At 28.8% G+C, this 20376-nt stretch carries 27 protein-coding genes; 5 read left to right on the top strand and 22 right to left on the bottom strand.

All coding sequences use genetic code 11. The features are described 5' to 3' along the window. Window positions 1-29 precede the first annotated feature (29 nt). Genes BN1865_RS13005 through murQ form a run of 6 tightly spaced genes read right to left on the bottom strand, consistent with a single transcriptional unit; the run spans window position 30 to window position 6097 of the window. Window positions 30-917, bottom strand: coding sequence for an N-acetylglucosamine kinase (locus BN1865_RS13005; RefSeq protein ID WP_050637699.1), 888 nt, complete (start codon window positions 915-917; stop codon window positions 30-32). Further along, a complete protein-coding gene (locus tag BN1865_RS13000) occupies window positions 918-2012 on the bottom strand; it encodes a DUF871 domain-containing protein (protein ID WP_050637698.1) in 1095 nt (364 codons plus the stop codon). 10 nt (window positions 2013-2022) lie between these two features. Beyond that, on the bottom strand, window positions 2023-3450 hold the full coding sequence (locus BN1865_RS12995; RefSeq protein ID WP_050637697.1) for a glycoside hydrolase family 1 protein: 1428 nt from the start codon (window positions 3448-3450) through the stop codon (window positions 2023-2025). Window positions 3451-3500: 50 nt separating this feature from the next. Next, on the bottom strand, window positions 3501-4799 hold the full coding sequence (locus BN1865_RS12990; protein ID WP_050637696.1) for a PTS sugar transporter subunit IIC: 1299 nt from the start codon (window positions 4797-4799) through the stop codon (window positions 3501-3503). Between the two features lie 19 nt (window positions 4800-4818). Beyond that, a complete protein-coding gene (locus tag BN1865_RS12985; protein ID WP_050637695.1) occupies window positions 4819-5172 on the bottom strand; it encodes a hypothetical protein in 354 nt (117 codons plus the stop codon). Between the two features lie 16 nt (window positions 5173-5188). Then, window positions 5189-6097 (bottom strand): N-acetylmuramic acid 6-phosphate etherase, encoded by a 909-nt coding sequence (gene murQ, locus BN1865_RS12980; RefSeq protein WP_050637694.1) that lies wholly within the window; start codon window positions 6095-6097, stop codon window positions 5189-5191. A 216-nt stretch (window positions 6098-6313) separates the two neighbouring features. On the opposite strand from murQ, the gene anmK reads away from it, so the two are divergent. Continuing rightward, complete coding sequence (gene anmK / locus BN1865_RS12975; RefSeq protein ID WP_050637693.1) at window positions 6314-7456, top strand: anhydro-N-acetylmuramic acid kinase AnmK; 1143 nt, start codon at window positions 6314-6316, stop codon at window positions 7454-7456. 32 nt (window positions 7457-7488) lie between these two features. Here the strand turns inward: anmK and BN1865_RS12970 are convergent, their stop codons facing one another. The 10 genes from BN1865_RS12970 to BN1865_RS12930 form a co-directional block, all read right to left on the bottom strand. After that, window positions 7489-8328, bottom strand: coding sequence for a MurR/RpiR family transcriptional regulator (locus BN1865_RS12970; protein ID WP_050637692.1), 840 nt, complete (start codon window positions 8326-8328; stop codon window positions 7489-7491). Between the two features lie 86 nt (window positions 8329-8414). Beyond that, the gene (locus tag BN1865_RS12965) at window positions 8415-8885 is read right to left on the bottom strand and encodes a VOC family protein (RefSeq protein ID WP_050637691.1); all 471 of its coding nucleotides are present in this window, start codon (window positions 8883-8885) and stop codon (window positions 8415-8417) included. A gap of 1 nt (window position 8886) precedes the next feature. Continuing rightward, complete coding sequence (locus BN1865_RS12960) at window positions 8887-9147, bottom strand: DUF3795 domain-containing protein (protein ID WP_050637690.1); 261 nt, start codon at window positions 9145-9147, stop codon at window positions 8887-8889. A gap of 28 nt (window positions 9148-9175) precedes the next feature. Further along, on the bottom strand, window positions 9176-10000 hold the full coding sequence (locus BN1865_RS12955) for a helix-turn-helix domain-containing protein (protein WP_050637689.1): 825 nt from the start codon (window positions 9998-10000) through the stop codon (window positions 9176-9178). 194 nt (window positions 10001-10194) lie between these two features. Next, complete coding sequence (locus tag BN1865_RS12950) at window positions 10195-10566, bottom strand: TIGR02328 family protein (RefSeq protein WP_050637688.1); 372 nt, start codon at window positions 10564-10566, stop codon at window positions 10195-10197. Window positions 10567-10751: 185 nt separating this feature from the next. Continuing rightward, the gene (locus BN1865_RS12945; RefSeq protein WP_050637687.1) at window positions 10752-11342 is read right to left on the bottom strand and encodes a thymidine kinase; all 591 of its coding nucleotides are present in this window, start codon (window positions 11340-11342) and stop codon (window positions 10752-10754) included. Between the two features lie 216 nt (window positions 11343-11558). Continuing rightward, on the bottom strand, window positions 11559-12428 hold the full coding sequence (locus tag BN1865_RS12940) for a DUF2971 domain-containing protein (RefSeq protein ID WP_050637686.1): 870 nt from the start codon (window positions 12426-12428) through the stop codon (window positions 11559-11561). A gap of 257 nt (window positions 12429-12685) precedes the next feature. After that, complete coding sequence (locus tag BN1865_RS12935) at window positions 12686-12949, bottom strand: hypothetical protein (protein WP_050637685.1); 264 nt, start codon at window positions 12947-12949, stop codon at window positions 12686-12688. Further along, complete coding sequence (locus BN1865_RS18445; RefSeq protein ID WP_157844130.1) at window positions 12942-13106, bottom strand: hypothetical protein; 165 nt, start codon at window positions 13104-13106, stop codon at window positions 12942-12944. The genes BN1865_RS12935 and BN1865_RS18445 overlap by 8 nt, the downstream gene beginning before the upstream one ends. Further along, window positions 13099-13401 carry a hypothetical protein gene (locus BN1865_RS12930; RefSeq protein WP_050637684.1) on the bottom strand — a complete coding sequence of 101 codons (303 nt, stop codon included), beginning with the start codon at window positions 13399-13401 and terminating at the stop codon, window positions 13099-13101. Before BN1865_RS12930 ends, BN1865_RS18445 begins: the two co-directional genes overlap by 8 nt. A 763-nt stretch (window positions 13402-14164) precedes the next feature. On the opposite strand from BN1865_RS12930, the gene BN1865_RS12925 reads away from it, so the two are divergent. The 3 genes from BN1865_RS12925 to BN1865_RS12915 are packed head-to-tail and all read left to right on the top strand — an operon-like array spanning window position 14165 to window position 15119. Then, entirely contained in the window at window positions 14165-14410 is a 246-nt protein-coding gene (locus tag BN1865_RS12925) for a helix-turn-helix domain-containing protein (RefSeq protein ID WP_050637683.1), read from the top strand. A 26-nt stretch (window positions 14411-14436) separates the two neighbouring features. After that, window positions 14437-14862, top strand: coding sequence for a hypothetical protein (locus BN1865_RS12920; protein WP_050637682.1), 426 nt, complete (start codon window positions 14437-14439; stop codon window positions 14860-14862). A gap of 50 nt (window positions 14863-14912) precedes the next feature. After that, entirely contained in the window at window positions 14913-15119 is a 207-nt protein-coding gene (locus BN1865_RS12915) for a hypothetical protein (protein WP_050637681.1), read from the top strand. Window positions 15120-15481: 362 nt separating this feature from the next. Here BN1865_RS12915 and BN1865_RS12910 read toward each other — a convergent pair whose 3' ends face one another. The 6 genes from BN1865_RS12910 to BN1865_RS18635 all read right to left on the bottom strand — a co-directional run bounded on the left by BN1865_RS12910 (window position 15482) and on the right by BN1865_RS18635 (window position 19024). Beyond that, window positions 15482-15880: a hypothetical protein gene (locus BN1865_RS12910; protein ID WP_050637680.1), complete on the bottom strand. Its 399-nt coding sequence runs from the start codon at window positions 15878-15880 to the stop codon at window positions 15482-15484. Between the two features lie 604 nt (window positions 15881-16484). Next, window positions 16485-16832 carry a hypothetical protein gene (locus BN1865_RS12905; protein ID WP_050637679.1) on the bottom strand — a complete coding sequence of 116 codons (348 nt, stop codon included), beginning with the start codon at window positions 16830-16832 and terminating at the stop codon, window positions 16485-16487. A 182-nt stretch (window positions 16833-17014) separates the two neighbouring features. Continuing rightward, complete coding sequence (locus BN1865_RS12900; protein WP_082189995.1) at window positions 17015-17788, bottom strand: ATP-binding protein; 774 nt, start codon at window positions 17786-17788, stop codon at window positions 17015-17017. Next, the gene (locus BN1865_RS12895; protein ID WP_050637677.1) at window positions 17742-18566 is read right to left on the bottom strand and encodes a helix-turn-helix domain-containing protein; all 825 of its coding nucleotides are present in this window, start codon (window positions 18564-18566) and stop codon (window positions 17742-17744) included. Before BN1865_RS12895 ends, BN1865_RS12900 begins: the two co-directional genes overlap by 47 nt. A 49-nt stretch (window positions 18567-18615) precedes the next feature. Continuing rightward, window positions 18616-18849: a helix-turn-helix domain-containing protein gene (locus tag BN1865_RS12890; RefSeq protein ID WP_050637676.1), complete on the bottom strand. Its 234-nt coding sequence runs from the start codon at window positions 18847-18849 to the stop codon at window positions 18616-18618. Between the two features lie 4 nt (window positions 18850-18853). Continuing rightward, window positions 18854-19024, bottom strand: a complete 171-nt coding sequence (locus tag BN1865_RS18635) for a hypothetical protein (protein ID WP_198527286.1) — start codon at window positions 19022-19024, stop codon at window positions 18854-18856. A gap of 156 nt (window positions 19025-19180) precedes the next feature. On the opposite strand from BN1865_RS18635, the gene BN1865_RS12885 reads away from it, so the two are divergent. Further along, window positions 19181-20296 carry a helix-turn-helix domain-containing protein gene (locus tag BN1865_RS12885; protein ID WP_050637675.1) on the top strand — a complete coding sequence of 372 codons (1116 nt, stop codon included), beginning with the start codon at window positions 19181-19183 and terminating at the stop codon, window positions 20294-20296. The last annotated feature ends 80 nt before the right edge of the window (window positions 20297-20376 follow it).

The following is a 20376-nucleotide window of genomic DNA, read 5'->3' as shown; positions in this document are numbered from 1 at the left end:
ACCATATTCCTTTTAAACAAAAAAGAGTCTTAGAGACTCGATTTTGCAAACATATACGCTCCTACTAGAGCATTATTTATAGGTTCTATCAATTCACAATCACTCAATTGCGAACAAAAGGATTGCTTAAATATATCACTTTGAAAAACCCCACCATAATAAGTCACACGCTTTTCATGTTCAAAGTATGGCAATAAGCCTTTAACTAATTGCGATATATGATTGCCAGCCTGCTTAAGAATGTCCTGACAAACAGTATGACCATTTTTAGCAAAATCACTACATACCACTGCAAGTTTTGCTATTTCTGTTCTTTCATTTTTCATACCATGAATAGCAGATATTAATTGATAAGGATTTTCTATTTTAAAATATTCTAAAAGATAATCATATATTTCATCTCTTGGTTGACGTAAATCTGCCTGCTTGCAAAATTCATTTAACAATTGCTTGCCAATCCAATAAGCTGAACCTTCATCTCCTAACTGATAGCCCCATCCCCCACAACGATATATTTGTGAATCAGCTTGTGCCATAGCAATAGATCCCGTCCCTGCCACTACAGCAATTCCATCTTGTCCATTGAGCGCACCAATTAAGGCAATATGCATATCACTTGTTAAAACATAATGATATCCCATCAACTCATTTTCAATATGAGATTCCAATTGTTCACGAATCACTTTATCATTACCATAACCAGCAATACCAATACCGATAATTAAATCTTGAGATGAATGAGGATACAGTTTTAAGATATCTTCTATACCTTTTTTCAAAAGTTTTGCACAACCATCAAACCCAACTTGCAAAAAATGGCACGTTGGATAATTCACTTGATATAAACATTGACCATATTCATCAAATAATCCAAATGAAGTTTTGGTTCCACCACCATCAATTCCTATATAATCCATTTAATTCACCTCATAAAATGTAAATTTTTGCCACGGTTTTATATATTCCAATAAAAATCTTTCTGCTTCAACAATATGCCCTACAACATTACTTTTACCACTATTTTTCATTTTTGTTTTAGCAATTTGCAATTCTCCAGCATAATGTCCATATTTTGAACTTTCAATAACAATATCACCAGGATAAATATATTCAGGAACATTGAAAAGTTTAAAATGATGCCCTTTATATTTAACCCGACTTTGTGTTGAACGAATCATATTTTCATTATAATCACCACGATTAAAATGCAATTCCTCTAAAACAATTTTTCTTTCAATTTCAGGTAAACAATCCACAAGTTGAACATTAAATGTCACAAGATCTAATCGCATATGTGAAATACTTTTAAGCTCCTCATCACTTGGATAACAATTAGAAATAATAATATCATCAATGACATCTAACGATATCATATGTTTAATTTGAACATCTAAAGGTAATTCACGATGGATTTCTAATGTTGGTAATCCTTCTTTTGTAGGCCATGGACCAAAAGCGTTTGGCTGATTTGTTGATACAAAAGCTGCAGTTTTTAATCCATATTTCTTAAAATTTTGAGTACATTTTAAGAAATGCTCCAATGACAAACCACTAAAACGATGTGGATAGAAATTATGACAGCCGACTAATTGACTACGATTAGGACAATAATCCATTATTGTATCAATATAATGTGTATCATTACTCATATTTATTTCTATCTTTAATCCTTGAGAATTAAAAGTCATAAGTGCTTCTTCACTCCCACTAAATCCAGCATCCAAACGAATTCCATCAGCACCTATTTCTTTAAAAAATGTTAAATCCTGATAACTGATATTTAACTTATCAAACACTTTAGGACTGACATCTACAAAAATTTCAAATCCTTTTTCATGAGCATATTGATTAATAATTGAAAAATCAGATTTTATTTTTTCAACACTTTCATTAACTGATAATAAACATGAAAAGATACGAGAAAAGCCTGCTTTTTGTGCTTTATCTATATATGTTTTCATTTCTTCTAGATTAGATTTTTCTACATATAATGAAATTCCTAACTTTTTCATTTATTTCCTCCTATTGATGATAATTTTCAATAAATTTCTGATACCAATAAAAACTATCTTTTTTATATCTACAATAACTTCCTTCACCTTCATTATTGGCATCAACATAAACAACACCATATCTTTTTTCCATTTCACAGCTTCCTGCTGAAACAATATCAATAATTCCCCATAAACAATAAGCTATAATGTCAACTCCATCATTTTGGGCTTCTTGAATCTGTTGAAAATGTTCTTGTAAATATGAAATTCTATACAAATCATGAACAGTCTTATCTAATTCTAACACATCTTGACTGCCCAATCCATTTTCAGCAATAATAATCGGCTTTTGGTAACGATTATAAAATTGATTTAATGTCACTCTTATTCCAATAGGGTCAATTTGCCAGCCCCATTTTGTAGCATTTAAATATGGATTCTTAATTGTAGATACAAGATTCCCTGCAGTCTGATCAGCCGCTTTAGCTGCAACTACGCTCGATGAGTAATATGAAAAAGAAATAAAATCAGAAGTATGCTGTAATAATAATTCTTCATCTGATTGTGTTACGTTAATATCAATATGGTGTTCTAAAAAGAAACGTCTCATATATGTAGGGTAATAGCCTCTTGATAAGACATCCATACAAAACCATTGATAATAATTTTCATCTTGAATCAACTTAAAATTATCTTCTGGTTTAGGTGTCAAAGCATAGTAACAAAAACTCGCAACCATACACCCAAACTGTCCTTTAACATGCTGATGACCATATTCAATAACCTTCGCACTAGCAACAAATTGATGATGTAATGATTGAAATATTTCTGATTGATTATAATCTTCATCATTATCTTTCATTAATCCAACACCATTATACGGACTAAAATATCCAGCATTAATTTCATTAAAAGGTAACCAATAATCAACATCATCTTTCCATCTATCCAATAAAACTTTTGCGAATCGGAAATAATAATCTATCATTTGACGATTCTTCCAACCATCATATTTTTCAATTAAATATAAAGGTATAGCATAATGATTAATCGTTATAAATATTTTTATATTTGCTTCTTTTAATTGTTTAATCATTTGATCATAATATTGTAATGCTATCTCATTAGGGTATTTTTCATCACCATTGGGAAATATTCTTGCCCATGATATTGAAAAACGATAAATATCAATTCCTAACTCTTTTAAAAGCTCAATATCTTCTTGAAAATGATGATAACCATCACTTCCTTGGCGAAAAGGATAATTACCAACTCCTTGATAAGCTTTTGCTTGATTAACTATTTGTTTATTCAATAAACGTGTCTGAGTTGTTGAATGCGTAGTCCTAGGAAAATAAGGACGACAATCTTGAGTATCTAACCCTTTATAATCAAGATGATACCCACCCTCATATTGACTTGATGAAGTTGCTCCACCCCATAATATTTTTTTCATATAATTCCCTTTCTATAGCAAAAGCCCAGCATTTGCCAGGCTATTCTTTTTTATTCTTCAATTGGTTGTCCTTGTTCTTCCTTTAATAAATTATTATCATAAATTTTAAAGAAAGGATAGTAAAGAATAACTGATACAGCAATTAGGAAAATATTCAGGACGGCAGCTCGCCAATCTCCACCAGTTGCAAGATATGCTCCTACTGGCCCTGGCAATGTCCAAGGTGCTGTCATAACGACTTTATCTACAAAATTGAGTGAAGTAAATATCCAAGCAATCGTTGCACATACCATTGGAACAACAATAAATGGAATAATTAGAATTGGATTTAAAACAATTGGTGTTCCAAAAATTACTGGTTCATTAATATTGAATAAAGATGGAACAATACATGTTTTTCCTAATGAACTTGCATATTTAGATTTAGCACGGAATGCCATTAAAATAGCAAGTCCTATTGTACATCCTGAACCACCAATCCAAATAAACCATTGGAAAAATGGTTCAGCAGCGATTGCTGTAGGTGCTTGATTAGCAGCAGCCATTGCTGTATTGGCATCAATTAATTGCAACCATAAAGGTCTTGCTAATGAACCAATAATCGAAACACCATGAATACCAAAAGACCAGAATCCTGTAATTAAGAAAATTAATAATAAGACACTTGGTAAACTATCAGCAGCTTTAACAAGAGGTGATACAACAGTTGCGACTGCCCCATGCCAATCGAATCCTATAAAATATGTAATACAAGCCATTCCCACAATCACAACAATTGTTGGTGTTAATGCCTCAAATGAACGTGCTACTGCTGGTGGCACTTGAGCTGGCATTGTAATTTTAAACTTAGATTTTGATGTTAAACGATAAATCTCTACTGCTAAGCATGATACAATAATGGAAACAAAGAGTCCACCACCACCTAAATTAGCCATTGGCATAACCCATCCAGAAACGCCAGCAACTTCTGCTGCTTCTGGTACTACAGATATAGGTGTAATTGTACACAAGAAAGCAATCATTGCTAAAATCCCACCAGTTAATCTATCTAACTTATAAGATTCAGCTAAACTATATCCAATCCCAAATGTCGCATAAACCGTCATAATAAACATAGTCATACGATATGGAAGCATAATTGTTGCTGCATTTCCATTTAAAAATTGGTATATTTCCCAATCTTGTGGAAGTGGTGGCATAGCAATAATTAAGAAGAATGAACCTACAATAATTAATGGCAAGGTTGCAACGATACCATCTCTAACAGCACGCAAATGTCTTTGTTGTGCTAGTTTTTCCATAGGTCCAGATAATTTTTGATCAAAAAACATTGTTAATTTATCTATCATGAACTTAATCCCCTTTCTTTTACATATAAAGTCCAATATACAACCAGAAATAACTAATAATTCCGATTGCTATAAAAAATCCCAAATACATTCTGATAAAGTTTTTATGAAAACCTTTATCCGTTTCTATAAAATAATGACAATAACAAACGGCAAAACTTATAATAACAGCATTTCCTATCATTGTTGTGATTCTTGTATCTACTCCAAAAATTGCAAGCATGTTTGGGAGGAAAAAGCAAGAGAACGCAGCACTTATGACAATGATAAAGGCACTTTTATAACTAAATTTTGGAATTGGAGATGTATCTACATCTACTTTTTTTATTCTCTTCACTTTTTTATAATTAGGTGTTACAACTTTTGTCGCCATTTCAATCACTCCTTTATTATTTCTTATACTGTCTTATCACTTTTGCAACGTTGTTTTGATATTTTAATAATAAATCTCGGCATGATGCAAAATCTAATCCAGTTTTTTCCATCAAGATAGCACATTTAACATCGTAGCCTGTCGTCTCTAATAATTTTTTCGCTTCTATTGTTGAAAGTTCTGTACAGGTTTCAACAATCCCAATTGCTCTTTCCTTTAATTTTTCATTTGTAGGCTGAACATCAATCATTAAATTACCATAGACTTTACCAAGTTTGATCATGACTGAAGTCGATAACATATTAAGCACCATCTTCTGCGCAGTTCCTGCCTTCATTCTTGTTGATCCTGTGATGACTTCTGGTCCTACCTTCACCTCAATTGGATACTGAGCAACACCTGAAATCAATCCATTTTCTACACAGCAAATTGATAGAGTTGTAGCCTTTAGCTGGTTTGCATATTCAAGTCCACCTATAACATATGGTGTACGTCCTGAAGCAGCTAAACCACAAACAACATCATGCTCAGATAATGCAATGTCCTCCAAATCTTTTTTAGCAAGTTCTAGAGAATCCTCTGCACCTTCTATTGCATTTAATAATGCTTGAGGTCCTCCGGCAATAACACCTTGCACAAGTGATGGTGAAACGCCATAGGTCGGTGGACACTCTGATGCATCTAGTACACCTAAACGTCCTGAAGTTCCCGCTCCAATATAAATAAGCCTTCCACCACATGATACTTTTTTATAAATTGCATCTACAGCTCTAGAAATAGCAGCAAGTTCATTTTCTACAGCCAATGCAACTTTTTGATCTTCTTGATTAATTGTCTTTAAGATTTCCATAGTATCCATCTCATCTATATGTAGCGTATTTGTATTCTGTTGTTCTGTCATCAGCAAACTTAAATCTTTTGGCATTTACTTTCCCCTCCTTTCAACTTCATTCTACATCATTTGAAATATTATTTCAATATATTTATTAAATATTTGTTAATTTATTTCATATTATTCTTTATTAAACAGAAATTTTATTCCTTTTTGCGTATTTTTTACATATTTATTATAATATATCAATATTAATATTGAAATTTTATTTCATAAATAATACAATATTCATAAAAAGGAGGTACATTTATGTATGGTATAGGTATTATGTCAGGAACATCATTGGATGGAATTGACACTGTTCTTATAAAAATAACTGGATTTGGCACAAGCACACAATTAGAAGTGATCGACTATAATGAGTATCCACTCAACAAAGAACTTGTGAAAAGGATTAAAAAAGCATGTTCCTTAAAACATTCTCATAGCGATCTTATTTGTAGTTTGAATTTTGAATTAGGTTATGTTTTCACTGATGCTGTAAAAACATTACTAAAAAAAGCCAATTTCCCATTAGAAAAGGTTGACTATATCGCTAGTCATGGACAAACAATTTTTCATATTCCAGAAGATAAAAAATCTTTATGTCGATCTACTTTACAAATTGGTGAAGCAGCGATTCTTGCCTATCAGCTTCAAACAACTGTTATTTCTAATTTTAGAGTGATGGATATGGCAGCTGGTGGTCAAGGAGCTCCTTTGGTCCCTTATAGTGAATATATTCTCTATAGCCAGCCACATAAAAACAGAGTTCTTCAAAATATTGGTGGAATAGGTAATTTAACATTCTTAAATGGTTCTTTAGATATTGATGATATTTTTGCTTTCGATACAGGACCTGGAAACATGATGATTAATGAAGCTTGTCATCTTTTATACAATATTCCTTATGATGACCATGGACAAATTGCAAAACAAGGAGAAATAATTCCATCATTACTTGATGAATTAATGAATCATCCTTATATGCAAAAAATTCCTCCTAAATCAACTGGTCGAGAAGACTTCGGGGAATTCTTTGTAAAAAATCTTCTACAAAAATACGCTCACTGTAAAAAAGAAGATATTATTACAACATTTACAATGTTTACCGCTAAAAGTATAGCCTTTCATTACCAAAGGGACATTCTTTCAAAATATTCTTTAGATGATGTCATTATTGGTGGTGGCGGTAGTCACAATGACACATTAATTCAATTCATTAAAGATGAATTATCACCTATTCCTGTTTATACCCAAGATGAAATTGGTTATTCTAGCGATGCTAAAGAAGCCATTGCTTTTGCTATATTGGGAAATGAAACATTGAACCATCATCCTTCTAATGTCAAATCATCTACTGGTGCAAAGCGTTATGTTATTCTTGGACAAATAACTCCTAAGCCATTTTAAAATGGCTTTTTTTATACAAAAAATACAGAATTTTACTTCTGTATTTCATCGATAATTTGTCTTGTATCCACTATTCGTTTATGAGTCTCTTCTTTATCATGTCTTGCAATTGCATAATATAACAAATCAATAACAATCAAAGAAGAAAGCCTAGAAGACGTCGCTCCAATTCTTAATTCTTTTTCTTCAATGGGAATTGTAATCACCATATCTACTAATTTTCCTAAATCATTATAAGCTGATTGTGTGATTGCAACAGACTTCATTCCCATTTGTTTCACCCATTTTGCAGCAGTCACAACTTCTTTTGTTTTTCCACTATAACTAATAAAAAATGCCAAATCATCTTCTTGCATGTTTGGTACTGCAGTTAATTGGAGATGTGTATCTGCATAATAAATGGATGTCTTCCCTATTCTTAAAAGCTTATGTTGGAAATCTTCACATACTGTACCAGATCCCCCAATTCCAAACAAATAAATATTACGACATAAAATAATCTCTTGTGATACTCTTTCAATAACCTTAGGATCAATTAAACCATAAGTTTTTTCAATTGTTTGAATATTTGAATGATATGCTTTTTTTATTAAAGAATCTATATTTTCATGAGGATCTAATAAATTATCAAATTCCATGGAATCGTTAGACAAATCTTTAGCTAATTCTATTTTTAATTGCGAAAACCCTGAAAATCCTATTTTTTTTGAAAAGCGAATAATAGCAGCTGGTGACGTTTTGGTTTTTAGCGCTAATGTTTGTGTTGAATCATTAACAATGTCAAACTTGTTTTCTAATATAAAATCTGCAATTTCAATTTCAGTATCTGTTAATATCGGTCTCGCTTCATGAATTCTAATTATGCAACTCATTTAACCACTTCCTTATATTCATTAGTATAACATATTCTTTTACAAACAAAAAAACTTTTATCAATATTTCATGATAAAAGCGTCCTTTATTTTTTCATTAATCTCTCTACTATTTTTGCTGATAACATTGTTTTCTTTGAAATCTCATCAACACTCATACCTTCTTGATAAAAACGTTTGACAACACAACTCAATTTTTCACCAACTTCAATAATATGATGATCTGGATCATAAAAACGAATTCCTCTTTGACCCCAATCATGAGTTTGCAAAGGATGAACATATTGAATATCATCATAATTTTTTAACAATTCTACAAATCCATCCATATCATCAGTTTCAAAATAAATTTCTCCATCACACCCACCATAAACGATATCTTCATTTTCTTTATGAATAAATGTTTTCCAGCTATCTCTTGTTTGAAAAGAAATACCACCAGTCATGACAAAATTCGCTCCAAAATCCTGAATGACTCTTAAACCAAAAAGATCTTTATAAAATTGTTTTGTTCTTTGTGCATCATCAATAACATATAAACTTCCACAATACTTCATTTTATTCCTTCCCCCATTTTTTACATTGTTCAATTCTTAAACCATTATCACCTTGTTTTTCATCATAAGCAAAAGCTTTTAATGACGCACATGGAAAAGTATCACATTCTCCACAATGTTGATATCCTTTACTTTCACAAGAATCTTTAATCACACATTGTTCACCCCAAAATGGTTGACTTATATTCAAACATCCTAAGCATCCCATTGATTCTTTATATTCACATTGACTACATAAAATACCACATCTTGACTCTACCATATATTGTCCTCCTTACATTTTATTATAATTAAAATTTATATAATTCATTGTAAAAATCGGACATATTCTCAAGATAATGTGAAGGTGTTGTTTCACATATTTCTTTAAAAACATGATTAAAATGAGCTTGATCAAAATATTCATAATCATATGCTAAATCTAATAATTTCTTGTCTGAAATCTCTTGAATCAAACGATTAACATTAATAATCTTAGAAAACTTTTTCATACTCATACCAATATATTTATGAAAATAACGATTGATTTGTCTTTCACTCATATGAAGATTTTGAGCAATTTGTTGCATTGATATATCTTCTGATGATAAATGAACTTTTTCTATCCACTGATATATTTCTTTATGAATAGAGTGTTTCTTCATTTCTCTACATAATATTTGATCAATGAAAGGAACGATTTCATCAAAAGTCTGAAAATGTGATATTTCTTGTACAATTTCCTGATAAACTAGTGCATTGATTTCTACTAATTCCTTTTTCAAATCTAACAATTGTCCAACAGATTGACCTAAAATACGATATAATCCTCCTGGCAAAAATTCCACAAAGAAGCGACAAGGAAAAGTATTAAGATCATTAGGCACAGTCACAACCTTTGTCGTTGGTCCCCATACTTTAATACTTAACTGATCAAAAAACTTAAATACAAAACAGCCACTTACATCTGGTATAAGATTCAATACACTGCCTTCAGGAATGGTATTTTGTTCATTAGAAAAAGTAATTGTATAATGAGCAACAATACTTTTTAAAGAAGGAGATGGAGCAATATATAAATGATTATTTGTTTTTTGAATATATGGACCTGTATAACTTTCAATATTATAATTCATATTTTTACCTCACAAATCTATTATACTGAATTTTAATTATAACGAAAAGAAGAACTGAATGAATATCCAGTTCTTCCTTAGAATACATATTTTAAAGGGAGTTTTTATGAATTCTATTATCTTTACACCTTTAATATACCTTGTCAATATGAACGATATATGAACATTATTTGGAATTGTTGTGAATTTCATCTTCAAATATCGACACCCTTTTGATGTAAATTCATAATACATTCCTTCAAATAGTCTTCATTATGTTCACAATAAATAGGTGTTTTAATGACAACCACATCCTTATTTAGCAATGATTCATCATAACCAACTCTTTTTCCACGATACCTTATATCTTTCCATAACTCATCCACATGATATCCTCTCTCTTCCATTTCAGCAATAACCAATAAATGAAATGCAAATAAATATTCATATGGATGTTCAAATACATAATTCACTATACGATGTCTCTTGTTCCAAGCTAATCCACGTAATGCACAGATTTCTCGATGTTGGCCTAACAATTGTTGCGATGGTAATTTATTGATTAAATTCTGATGCCATAGTCTCATATTCTCACCTTATTTATTATCACTTTATTATTTAAAAATATACATTTATACAAAATGAAAGAGATGCTTTGGGGAGGCATCTCTTTCTTAGGGATATATGATAGATTTGAGGGGAATCAATACTATCGTATTTGTCTTTCGACATCTATTAATATAAACGATAAATATGTCTTGATTATGAACTTTTAAAATTTATGTGGTTTATTTAAAATTTCATGGCAATGTCGACATCTTGGCTCATAATGTTCAACAGCTCCTACTAATACTATTGGGTCCTCAAAAGAAGCTGGCTTACCATTGACAAGTCTTTGTGTACGTGTTGCTGGTGCTCCACATTTTGCACAAACAGCAGTTAGTTTAGTTACAAATTCAGCACGTGTCAATAATTCTGGCAACACACCAAAAGGTTCACCTCTAAAATCTTTATCTAATCCTGCAACCATTACACGTAAACCTTTATCAGCTAGATATTCACATACATCTACAATATCCTGATCAAAGAATTGCACTTCATCAATCGCAACAACATCTGTATTAGGTTTAATATATTTTAATATTTCCTTTGAATTTTCTACAACAATACAAGGAACTCTGGTTCCTGCATGAGAAACAATTTCAGTTTCTGAATAACGATTATCAATTTTTGGTTTAAAAACAATTATATTTTTCTTAGCAAAAGAAAGGACATTAATGCGTCTAATCAGTTCCTCAGTTTTTCCTGCAAACATACATCCACAAATAACTTCTAGCCATCCTTCTCGATATTGATTATACATAGCAATCTCAACCTCCACAAGATATCATTATACTATAAAATAAAATGAATTTGTACATATTTCATTCTTATTGATGTAAAAAATGAAATAAGTAAATAGAGGTTAATTTGAGTTGTTTTATGCAATATTTATTAAGATTTTAAAATTTTGTGTTAAAAAGTGTTATCTTAAGTTAAATAGAATTACCCCAAAATTACCCCATAAAAGATAGTAAATTTACTTACTATCTTTTTTATCTTCAATAAGCTCACATTGTAATTGAAATGAGTTATTTTTCATTTTCATTTTATAAACATTTATTTTTTTCTTCCTACATATTTCTATTATTTCTTTTTCCAATTGTTTATCAACTCTATATCCTAAATAAACATTTTTGATTGTTCCTTGAACCTTAATTGTATAACCTTTTTGATTCTTATACTTTTCATTAATATCATGAAATCTCCACTCTTTTTCATACCCCCACTCATTTGACTTTACATATATAGAGTTAAATATCAATTTTTTTATTGAATTATGAAATGAATACATCCAACTTGGTTCAAATAAAGTGCTATATTTAATTGGAATGTAAACATAATTCAACTCTTTCAATTTTTTTGAGTCATATTCTATACAAAAACCTCTATGATTATTTGCATAATGTGCCCACATAACAGAAGACTTTAAATTATTTATATCTGTTAAACAACTAATAAATAATTGTTCTCGTATATCTTTTAATTGTTTGTTAAAAATCATTGATGCTATCTCAGATTTAGTTTTCATATCTTTACTAATATTATTTAAGAGTTGCTCTTTAAATTTATTGATACCACAATTTTCTAAGTATTCAAGTATCTGATTAATAATATTTTCTTCTCCAATGCACATTGGACAATCAAAAGGATCATTAAATTCATTTGGTGATGACATCCACAAAGTTTCATCTTTAAGTGCTTTTAATGAGTAATTCTTGTTTTTATCTGATATACCAGGATAAAATTTAATAAATGAACTTGGCATATTTTTACACAGTAAAGATTCTGCATCATTTAATTTATTATTGACATAATTATCATAAAATTGCTTTTGCCATTCTTCCATTAATATCACCTCTTAAATCAAGTATAACATACTCAACTGTCATTTTTATAAAAAAAAACACCTACTAACAATAAGTAAGTGTTTGTATAAATAATTACATTCAACTTTTCTAATTTCTTTAATCTCTTTTAATATTTCAGATATTCCCATATTAATATTATCTCATCTTTCACAATTAAGCGTATGATCACTATTGGTTAAACTTACATAAGCATTAGAGAACTATCAGTGTTTTAAGATAACCCTTTCTTTTTCTGTCATTTAACAACTTTACCTAATATAAGTCGTGACGCTTTGTCAAAACCATAAATAAACCCTAATCGTTCACTTGATGCACAACATTCTATAAGAACATCTGCCAGATCATCCAGAAACCTCTTTGATAATATACTATTTAAGTTTTGTTGAACTAAATAATCTATTTTTGATAATGACTCTTTTTCTTCATATGTGTTATTTATATTTTCATTTACCCATTGATAATACAATTTCTCGACTTCTTCTTTTTTTATATCATTCATTTTTCTCACCTTTCTTTTTCAAAGAATATTTAACATATTGATAAGCTCTTCTAAATACTTCGATTTTATCATCTTCAGGAGCATAACATACAAGGAAACTGTTTGTACCCTTAGGGTTATAAATAAAACTAATTGGTGCTTGTTGTATCTTAATCATGGTGATGTACCCACTTTTTTAAGTCTTCTTGACTATTAGGCAATTCACCATTATGTGCATCTGCATAAGAACGCATATTATAAAAACAAGCTGAAGCATTTCGCTTAATGAGATCTCTTTCACATTCTCTACCTCTTAATTCTCCAAAATTAAAAGCTAAGATCATACACATTAATAAATTTTCTTCGTTAAAAAATTCTGGTATTCGTTTGATAGTTGTAATGTAATTTGGAATACCTGGAATGGTAGTTTTTCCTAATTCTTCTAACCATATATCAGAAATTCTGCTTATCATCTTTTACCTCTCTTCATACCTAACAGTGCTAATATAACAAATAATTCAAACACACTATCTATTAATAACAATTGATTAAATTCATAAATACTCATAACATTTTCTCTCTTTCATTTTTTTGATAGGAGTGTTATAATCTACTTTGTAGAGGTGTTTTTATAACACTTAGGTTAAATACTGTTGGTAGCAGTAAATAACCTTAAGGTGTCCTTATTATTGATAGGGACACTTCTTTTAATTAATATCTTTGTACTTAATGAATAAAGATATAAATAATTCAAACATACTTATAATGACTAGAATAAGATTAATTTCTTAAATTGTTATTTTTATTATCGCCTCCACCTTGATTTTATCTTTTAAATCATTATAATAGAGAACGAGGCAAGCAAGTGACTTTTAGCGGAGTAACTTGCCTTTTTTATTTCTGTTGGTCATTATCTTTTAAATGTAATAATGACCTTTTCTTTATCTATGACTATCTTTTCCAATGTCATGTGTTCGTTTGGTTTTATTAAATCTATAACCAAGACTAACACCTCTTTCATAGTCATCGCTAAATTCCTTTCATTTTTATATTCAGTTGTATAAGAAATAAGCCCCGTTCTTGTAAGATTTATTTATCTTACACCAACAGTATAAATCAAATTGATTTATTTTTCAATATATTTGTATAAATTAATATGATTTTATTATAATCTATTTATATTTCTATTTAATTCATTATGATTTATGATACAATGTTATATATGGAGGTGATATTGTGGTTAAATCAAATAAAATAAAAGCATTATTATCATTAAAAAATAAAAAAAGCATTGAATTAACAAATGCATTAGGATTGTCTAAACCTCAAGCATTAACAACTAAATATGCTAGAGACTCATTTACAAGTGATGATCTTATCAAATTAGCTGAATTAACAGATACTAAACTATGTTTTGCTGATAAAGGAACAGACAAGATTATTATTGAATTTGACAAAAAAGATATCACAAGTAAAGAATAAAAAGGAAAATTATACGGAGGGATAAGATGTTTACAAAAGTAAAAATGGCTTATAAAATACAAATGAAAAATAAAAATAACAATATTGAAAAAGATGTTCATTTAGAAATTAATTCTTTAAGCAATAATCAATTAATTGAATTATTGACTCACTACCCATATCCATATGGTCAAGAAACGTTAACACTTAATCAGTTAATGATTAGAAAAGATGATTATCATGATTTAATTAAACAAAAATCACACTATTTGATTACATCAATATTATTCGGATATATTGGAGATATCGTTGAGGCTTATAATTTATCTTTTGAATGTACATTACATAATCCAACAACAGATTTAATGAGAATGAAAGAATTTATCAGCAATGATGGACAATATGTTTATTTAAAACAATATGAAATTAACATTTTTAAAGGTACTATTAAATTTAATAAAATAATAGATTAATAGATATTACTAAATTACTTAATCCCATTAATCTAAAAAGAGGTAAAAAAATGGATAACATGGAAGAATATACAAAAAAATTACTTGCTTTGCTATATTGTTTAAATCACAAAACTTATCCTTTATCAGGTGCACTAGATCAAGATTTAAGCGAAATGTACGCTAAAACAATGAGTGATTATGATTTATCAAAAGAAGATCAAGAATTTCAAGAATTATCTAATGAATTAAGAAAATATTTTCTTGATAAAGAATAGCATGTTATATGCTATTCTTTTATTTTACAATAGAATTCCAATGCAAGACATTACAATTATATATAAACCATCAAATTTCAACACCTTACAAATGTAACTATATAATCATGAACATTTATACCAATTTATATAAAAGTCTCTTAGAATTGAAATTTGAGCCAATTTAAAAGAACTTAAGATTTAGCATCTTAGGTTCTTTTTTCACATATTATGTACTTTTAAGTATATTACATTTTGAGTTGCCCAACTATATTGATATTTCAATTTTAAGCAGACAATAATACTCTTTCTAAAATTTTGGAATTCATTATTATGATAAATTAGTTGCAATCTTTTTGTGTGAACTTCTCAAAAAGTATACATTATTTTTTATCTTTTTTTACTTTTATATCCAATATTCTTTTTAAATAAAATTCTTCACCGTTTGAATATAAAGCGTCTTTTTTATATAAATCTGTACATAGCTCATATAATTCTTTATCTAATAAATCAATAATCTGATACTGATATATTAAGTAAGAGAAAGCAAATGCTGTTAAACTAACAGTAATTGAAATTGTTGAAAAAACAGAATTAGAATCTAAAACAAACATTACCGAACTTAACTTTTGATACATAAAACAATTTAGCATACCTATTATAAGTAGTATACAATATTTTATAATCAAATGAACTCTCTTTTTCTTAATAAGATATTGCACTCTAATATTCATTATCATATTGGTACTTAATTTATCACTATCTTTTATTTTAATTACCATACATCTTAACCCCTTTTTATATTATACACTTTCATTCATTGTAAATCGATTAAAAAAATGTACTTTTACTCAAAATCGAGCGAAAGCCCTATAAACATTTCAATTATTACTTACTAAATTTTTAGTAAGCTTTATAGATAATTTTATTCAAAGGGGTAGGTGCTTTCAAGACCCCATATCATTTCTAATGAATGAGAGAATGAGTATTCCCGCCCTAAGTATTGTTTAGGGTGCTAAAACTTTCACACCTCAAGTATTGCTAATGTTGTGTTATGCGACTCTTAGTTAATAATGACTATAACCTATGTGCTTTTAGGTTCATTGGTTACTCAATTTTGAGAAAGCAATAATACGTTTTCTAAAATTTTAGAAATCTAACGAAGTGAATTATCATTCGTTTAGAATATGATTGGGTAATTTTTCCCTTTCCTTTTTTGGAAAGCAAGCGAACCAATTTTTCGATTGGTTTAGGATAGCTCAATTTTAAACCGTCCTCTTTTTGGAGACTCTAAAATATCTAAATATTGAATTAAATCATTCTTTTTTATGTTCAACTTTTCTCGTATTTTTATTAACGATTTCATACAATTCTACTCACTTTTAATCATTTAATTTCTAGTCTGTCCAACGACTCTCTTAATTGCCTATTAAATTGTTTCATTGTTATACCTAGCATTTTAGCAATCTCATAATCATACATATCCGTTGTATACTTATAGCCCAATAACAAATCATGTTCAACCAATCTGTTAATTTCTATATGAGCATATATCATATCTTCATATGCCTTATCACGCTCATATATTCTTTCTTCAAGACTTTGATGTACTGTTGTCTTAACATGATGATAATTAAATGTATCAGGATCTTTCAATTTATTATCCAAATACTCGAATTTATCTTTTAATTTTTTATATCGTTCTAGATAAGCTATTTTATCTTTTCTATTCATAAATATACATCAACATATATTGCTTCTCCAATCTAAAACATCAATTTCTCAGTGTTACTTCGGTGTTAAATATTTTATCCTCGACTTAGCTCGACTTCATAACATTAAAATGTTGGGTTTTGTCTAGTTGCTACATAAATGAAAAAGTAAGGTTTTGTAAGGTTCTATCACTATGTAAAATATTACTGTTTATGCACTCTATTGTCATTATCAACAATTTCTAAGAATTGTGTTGTGCCTACTATACGTGAGTATATTCTACCAAACATATCATATTTTTGTACTATATCATCTAACTTGCAATTTGATGTAAATATTATAGGTTTTTTATTCTCATATCTGCTATTGATGATTAAAAACATTTGTTCCATATCAAAATCAGTTGGCTTTTCTGTTCCAATATCATCAATCACTAATAGATCAACTTCTTGACACTTTCTCAATGTATCACTTTTAAACTTTGGAACCTCACTTTTTATATCTTTCATCAGCTGAATAATATTTGTTATATATGTGCTATATCCATTAGACAATAATATCTTCATCACCTTTTTAGCAAGCAAACTTTTTCCTACTCCAACATTTCCGTAGATATAGAAACCTAAAGATGTATCATCACTAAAAGCATTAGCATAGCTAATTAATGTATTATATGCTTTAATGTTGCCTTTTGATGTTCTAAAAGTAGCATTAACATCTTCTATATCTCTTTTGGTAAAGCCACAATGTTGTTTATTATACTCAATGATTGTAGTTTTATCATTTTTCATTCTTTCCATTTCTTCAATATCTCTTACTCTTTCAATACAACGACATTCAGTATTAAATTCCTTGCCATCAGTACGTGTAACATGGTATATATATTCGCCACATGTTGAACATTGTCTCACTAACTTTCTACTTACTTCATTAAAATTTAATTTGATCATCTCTGAACTCTGGTTCAATTGGTTCATAATCTATAACCTCTCTTTCAATTAATTTATTTTGTTTTTCATTTTTATTTTTATACCTGTCTTCTAATACCTTAGCCATATTGTTTTGTTTTAATAGCCAATCAAAATTAGATTTCCATTTGTTTTGATTTACACCACATAGAAAATCGCTCTCATTTGTTTTATTGAATAGAGTTTTAAATACTTCTATATCTTGGTCATATTCGTTAAATCTTGCTTTAATTGTTCTCTTTCTAGCATCTGTTAATTTAGTAACCTTAGACAATCTACAACATACTTCATTAAACAAATTTACTATTTCTTGATAAGGCACTTTTGACATAATAGTATTATTAATATTTAAATTATTATTTATATTTATTTTGGGTGACATTTTGTCACTACCTTTGGACAATTTGTCACTACCCTGATGACAGTTTGTCACTACCTCATGTGGTGTCATTTTGTCATCACGTGGTGACATTCTGTCACTATCTACATTCATTAAATTTAAAGTTTTTTCAGTCATGTAATAAGCATTAGATTTATTACATTTTGTATTTGTTTCATAGATTGGTTCTTTGCTTATATAATCTTCTTCTATCAACTTTTCAATTGTCCTTATTACATTACGTTTTGAAATATTATAATATTGTGCTAAATAGTTAAAGCTAGGATTGCATGACTCATTATCATTACTTTGTGTGAGATAGATCAATTGACAAAGAATAATTTTTGCATTTATATTAATATCCTTTTGTCTAACTATACTATCATATAAAAATGTACCTTTTGACAAATCAAGCAACCTCCTTTCTCTAACAACATAAAAACGTACGCCAATGTATTTAATTTATGTTGTTTACTGCTTTATAGCTCTCGATAGCCTTAAATTTATTACTTACATCATAACCTTTGTATTGCTCTTGAAACTCCTTAATCTCTTGTTGACTAAACATATACCCCTTACCAGTCTTTGTCGCTCTCAAGATACCAATATCACGTAGTATTGATACATGTTGTCTTGTTGTGTTTAAAAGTTCAGCAACTTCATCTTGTGATAGCATCTTCAATTCTTCCATTCTTCTATGCCTCCATTTCATTAATAACTTTGATGATTTTTTCTTTTTCTTCTTGCGATAATTCTTTTCTAAGTTTTCTTGTTAATGTCGGTTCACTAATTCCCAAACAATCAGCTAATTGCCAATGATACAAACCTTTCTCTTTTAATAGATTTCTAATGTCCCTGTTATTCATATTAACCCTCCTTAACTTTATTTGACATCAATACTTGATTATCTATTGACTATTTAATCATCATCAAGTACAATTACATTGTAAGATAAATATAAATATTTGTATATATCAACTTTTATCTAATATTTTATATTATCAACTATAAGCGGAGGTATTATGAAAAATAAAGAATATAAACAGCTTAAACAAATTGTTTCAAAAGAAGATCGAATAAATATAATAAATTTACTAAATAGAAATATAGAAAACAAAGATAACTATTTTAGTAATATTATTTATTTACGAAAAAAACTTACATATGAACAGAAAACTATAATATTTAACTATTGTAAAGAGAAATTACATTATACTAATACATTAGAGACATTATTTAAAGTATATGATAGAGAAAATAATGAAAAAGATAATAAACATGATAAATCAGTATTTGCTAAACGTGTTAGGATAGCAATAGCAAAGGAAAAATATTTCTATAACAGAACACTAGAAGATATTGTCAAAGACTCTGAAAATACTGATTACTACTTCTCAATTAGTACGTTAAACAACTATAAAAGTGGCAAATCAGAACCAAGTTACTCCAACTTAGAAAAATTAGCAAAATGTATAAACGTTATTCCTCAATACCTCAAGGAAGACGATAAATATATGGTAGATTATGACTTATTGCCATTAGATTATAATGATAAAGATAGAATCGATAGTTTACAACGCTCTTTAAAAACAACTAAGAAACAACTTGATTTCTTTAACAGTATAAAAGATTACTTTATAACATTTCATAAAGAATATAGCTACCCTTTGTTAGATGAATTTCAACAGTATATAAAATCTTTAAAAATAGATTTTCTATTAACAGATCTTTTAGCACAATTAGAAGAAGATTTTTATACAAATTATGGCATTGACAAGTCACAAGAGTTATCGGCTGATATTCCTATGTACACAGTAGGTGGAAATGTTTCATTTACAAATAAAGATCCAAGCACACATATTGAAGATTTACTATTTGATTATAAAAGTACTCAATTAAATCATTGGCTAATTGAATACGATTATGAAGATTATACTTATGATAACGGTTCCTATATATCAAATTCAAAGCAAGAACGAATAGAAGAACTAGAAAAAAGAATGAAAGATATAAACTTAAAAATACAAAAAGAGAAAGAACATTTAAACGATTTACAAACAAAAATTGATAGCAGAGAAATTGAAACTGTAGTTTTTAATAATGCAAAAGAAATAGAAGAATATTTTAAAAACAAATAAAAAAGCGCCCCTATTGGCACTAGGGAACGCTCGAGTATAAATAAAACATATTGGCGTACGTTTTTATTTATGCTCCTATT

Origin of the sequence: Candidatus Stoquefichus sp. SB1 (assembly GCF_001244545.1) — a bacterium.
GTDB lineage: Bacteria > Bacillota_I > Bacilli_A > Erysipelotrichales > Coprobacillaceae > Stoquefichus.
This window is presented reverse-complemented; position numbering and strand designations above follow the sequence as displayed.

Bases quoted from the DNA above. Each gene is read 5' to 3' on its own strand.
- anmK (WP_050637693.1), top strand. From the start codon at position 6,314: ATGTATGGTATAGGTATTATGTCAGGAACATCATTGGATGGAATTGAC.
- BN1865_RS12915 (WP_050637681.1), top strand. From the start codon at position 14,913: ATGGATAACATGGAAGAATATACAAAAAAATTACTTGCTTTGCTATAT.
- BN1865_RS12905 (WP_050637679.1), bottom strand. From the start codon at position 16,832: ATGAATAGAAAAGATAAAATAGCTTATCTAGAACGATATAAAAAATTA.
- BN1865_RS12970 (WP_050637692.1), bottom strand. From the start codon at position 8,328: ATGAGTTGCATAATTAGAATTCATGAAGCGAGACCGATATTAACAGAT.
- BN1865_RS12890 (WP_050637676.1), bottom strand. From the start codon at position 18,849: ATGGAAGAATTGAAGATGCTATCACAAGATGAAGTTGCTGAACTTTTA.
- murQ (WP_050637694.1), bottom strand. From the start codon at position 6,097: ATGCCAAAAGATTTAAGTTTGCTGATGACAGAACAACAGAATACAAAT.
- BN1865_RS12935 (WP_050637685.1), bottom strand. From the start codon at position 12,949: ATGAATGATATAAAAAAAGAAGAAGTCGAGAAATTGTATTATCAATGG.
- BN1865_RS12985 (WP_050637695.1), bottom strand. From the start codon at position 5,172: ATGGCGACAAAAGTTGTAACACCTAATTATAAAAAAGTGAAGAGAATA.
- BN1865_RS12940 (WP_050637686.1), bottom strand. From the start codon at position 12,428: ATGGAAGAATGGCAAAAGCAATTTTATGATAATTATGTCAATAATAAA.
- BN1865_RS12910 (WP_050637680.1), bottom strand. From the start codon at position 15,880: ATGGTAATTAAAATAAAAGATAGTGATAAATTAAGTACCAATATGATA.
- BN1865_RS12990 (WP_050637696.1), bottom strand. From the start codon at position 4,799: ATGATAGATAAATTAACAATGTTTTTTGATCAAAAATTATCTGGACCT.
- BN1865_RS18635 (WP_198527286.1), bottom strand. From the start codon at position 19,024: ATGAATAACAGGGACATTAGAAATCTATTAAAAGAGAAAGGTTTGTAT.
- BN1865_RS12960 (WP_050637690.1), bottom strand. From the start codon at position 9,147: ATGGTAGAGTCAAGATGTGGTATTTTATGTAGTCAATGTGAATATAAA.
- BN1865_RS13005 (WP_050637699.1), bottom strand. From the start codon at position 917: ATGGATTATATAGGAATTGATGGTGGTGGAACCAAAACTTCATTTGGA.
- BN1865_RS12995 (WP_050637697.1), bottom strand. From the start codon at position 3,450: ATGAAAAAAATATTATGGGGTGGAGCAACTTCATCAAGTCAATATGAG.
- BN1865_RS12950 (WP_050637688.1), bottom strand. From the start codon at position 10,566: ATGAGACTATGGCATCAGAATTTAATCAATAAATTACCATCGCAACAA.
- BN1865_RS18445 (WP_157844130.1), bottom strand. From the start codon at position 13,106: ATGATTAAGATACAACAAGCACCAATTAGTTTTATTTATAACCCTAAG.
- BN1865_RS12955 (WP_050637689.1), bottom strand. From the start codon at position 10,000: ATGAATTATAATATTGAAAGTTATACAGGTCCATATATTCAAAAAACA.
- BN1865_RS12945 (WP_050637687.1), bottom strand. From the start codon at position 11,342: ATGTATAATCAATATCGAGAAGGATGGCTAGAAGTTATTTGTGGATGT.
- BN1865_RS12920 (WP_050637682.1), top strand. From the start codon at position 14,437: ATGTTTACAAAAGTAAAAATGGCTTATAAAATACAAATGAAAAATAAA.
- BN1865_RS12930 (WP_050637684.1), bottom strand. From the start codon at position 13,401: ATGATAAGCAGAATTTCTGATATATGGTTAGAAGAATTAGGAAAAACT.
- BN1865_RS12965 (WP_050637691.1), bottom strand. From the start codon at position 8,885: ATGAAGTATTGTGGAAGTTTATATGTTATTGATGATGCACAAAGAACA.
- BN1865_RS13000 (WP_050637698.1), bottom strand. From the start codon at position 2,012: ATGAAAAAGTTAGGAATTTCATTATATGTAGAAAAATCTAATCTAGAA.
- BN1865_RS12885 (WP_050637675.1), top strand. From the start codon at position 19,181: ATGAAAAATAAAGAATATAAACAGCTTAAACAAATTGTTTCAAAAGAA.
- BN1865_RS12900 (WP_082189995.1), bottom strand. From the start codon at position 17,788: ATGAACCAATTGAACCAGAGTTCAGAGATGATCAAATTAAATTTTAAT.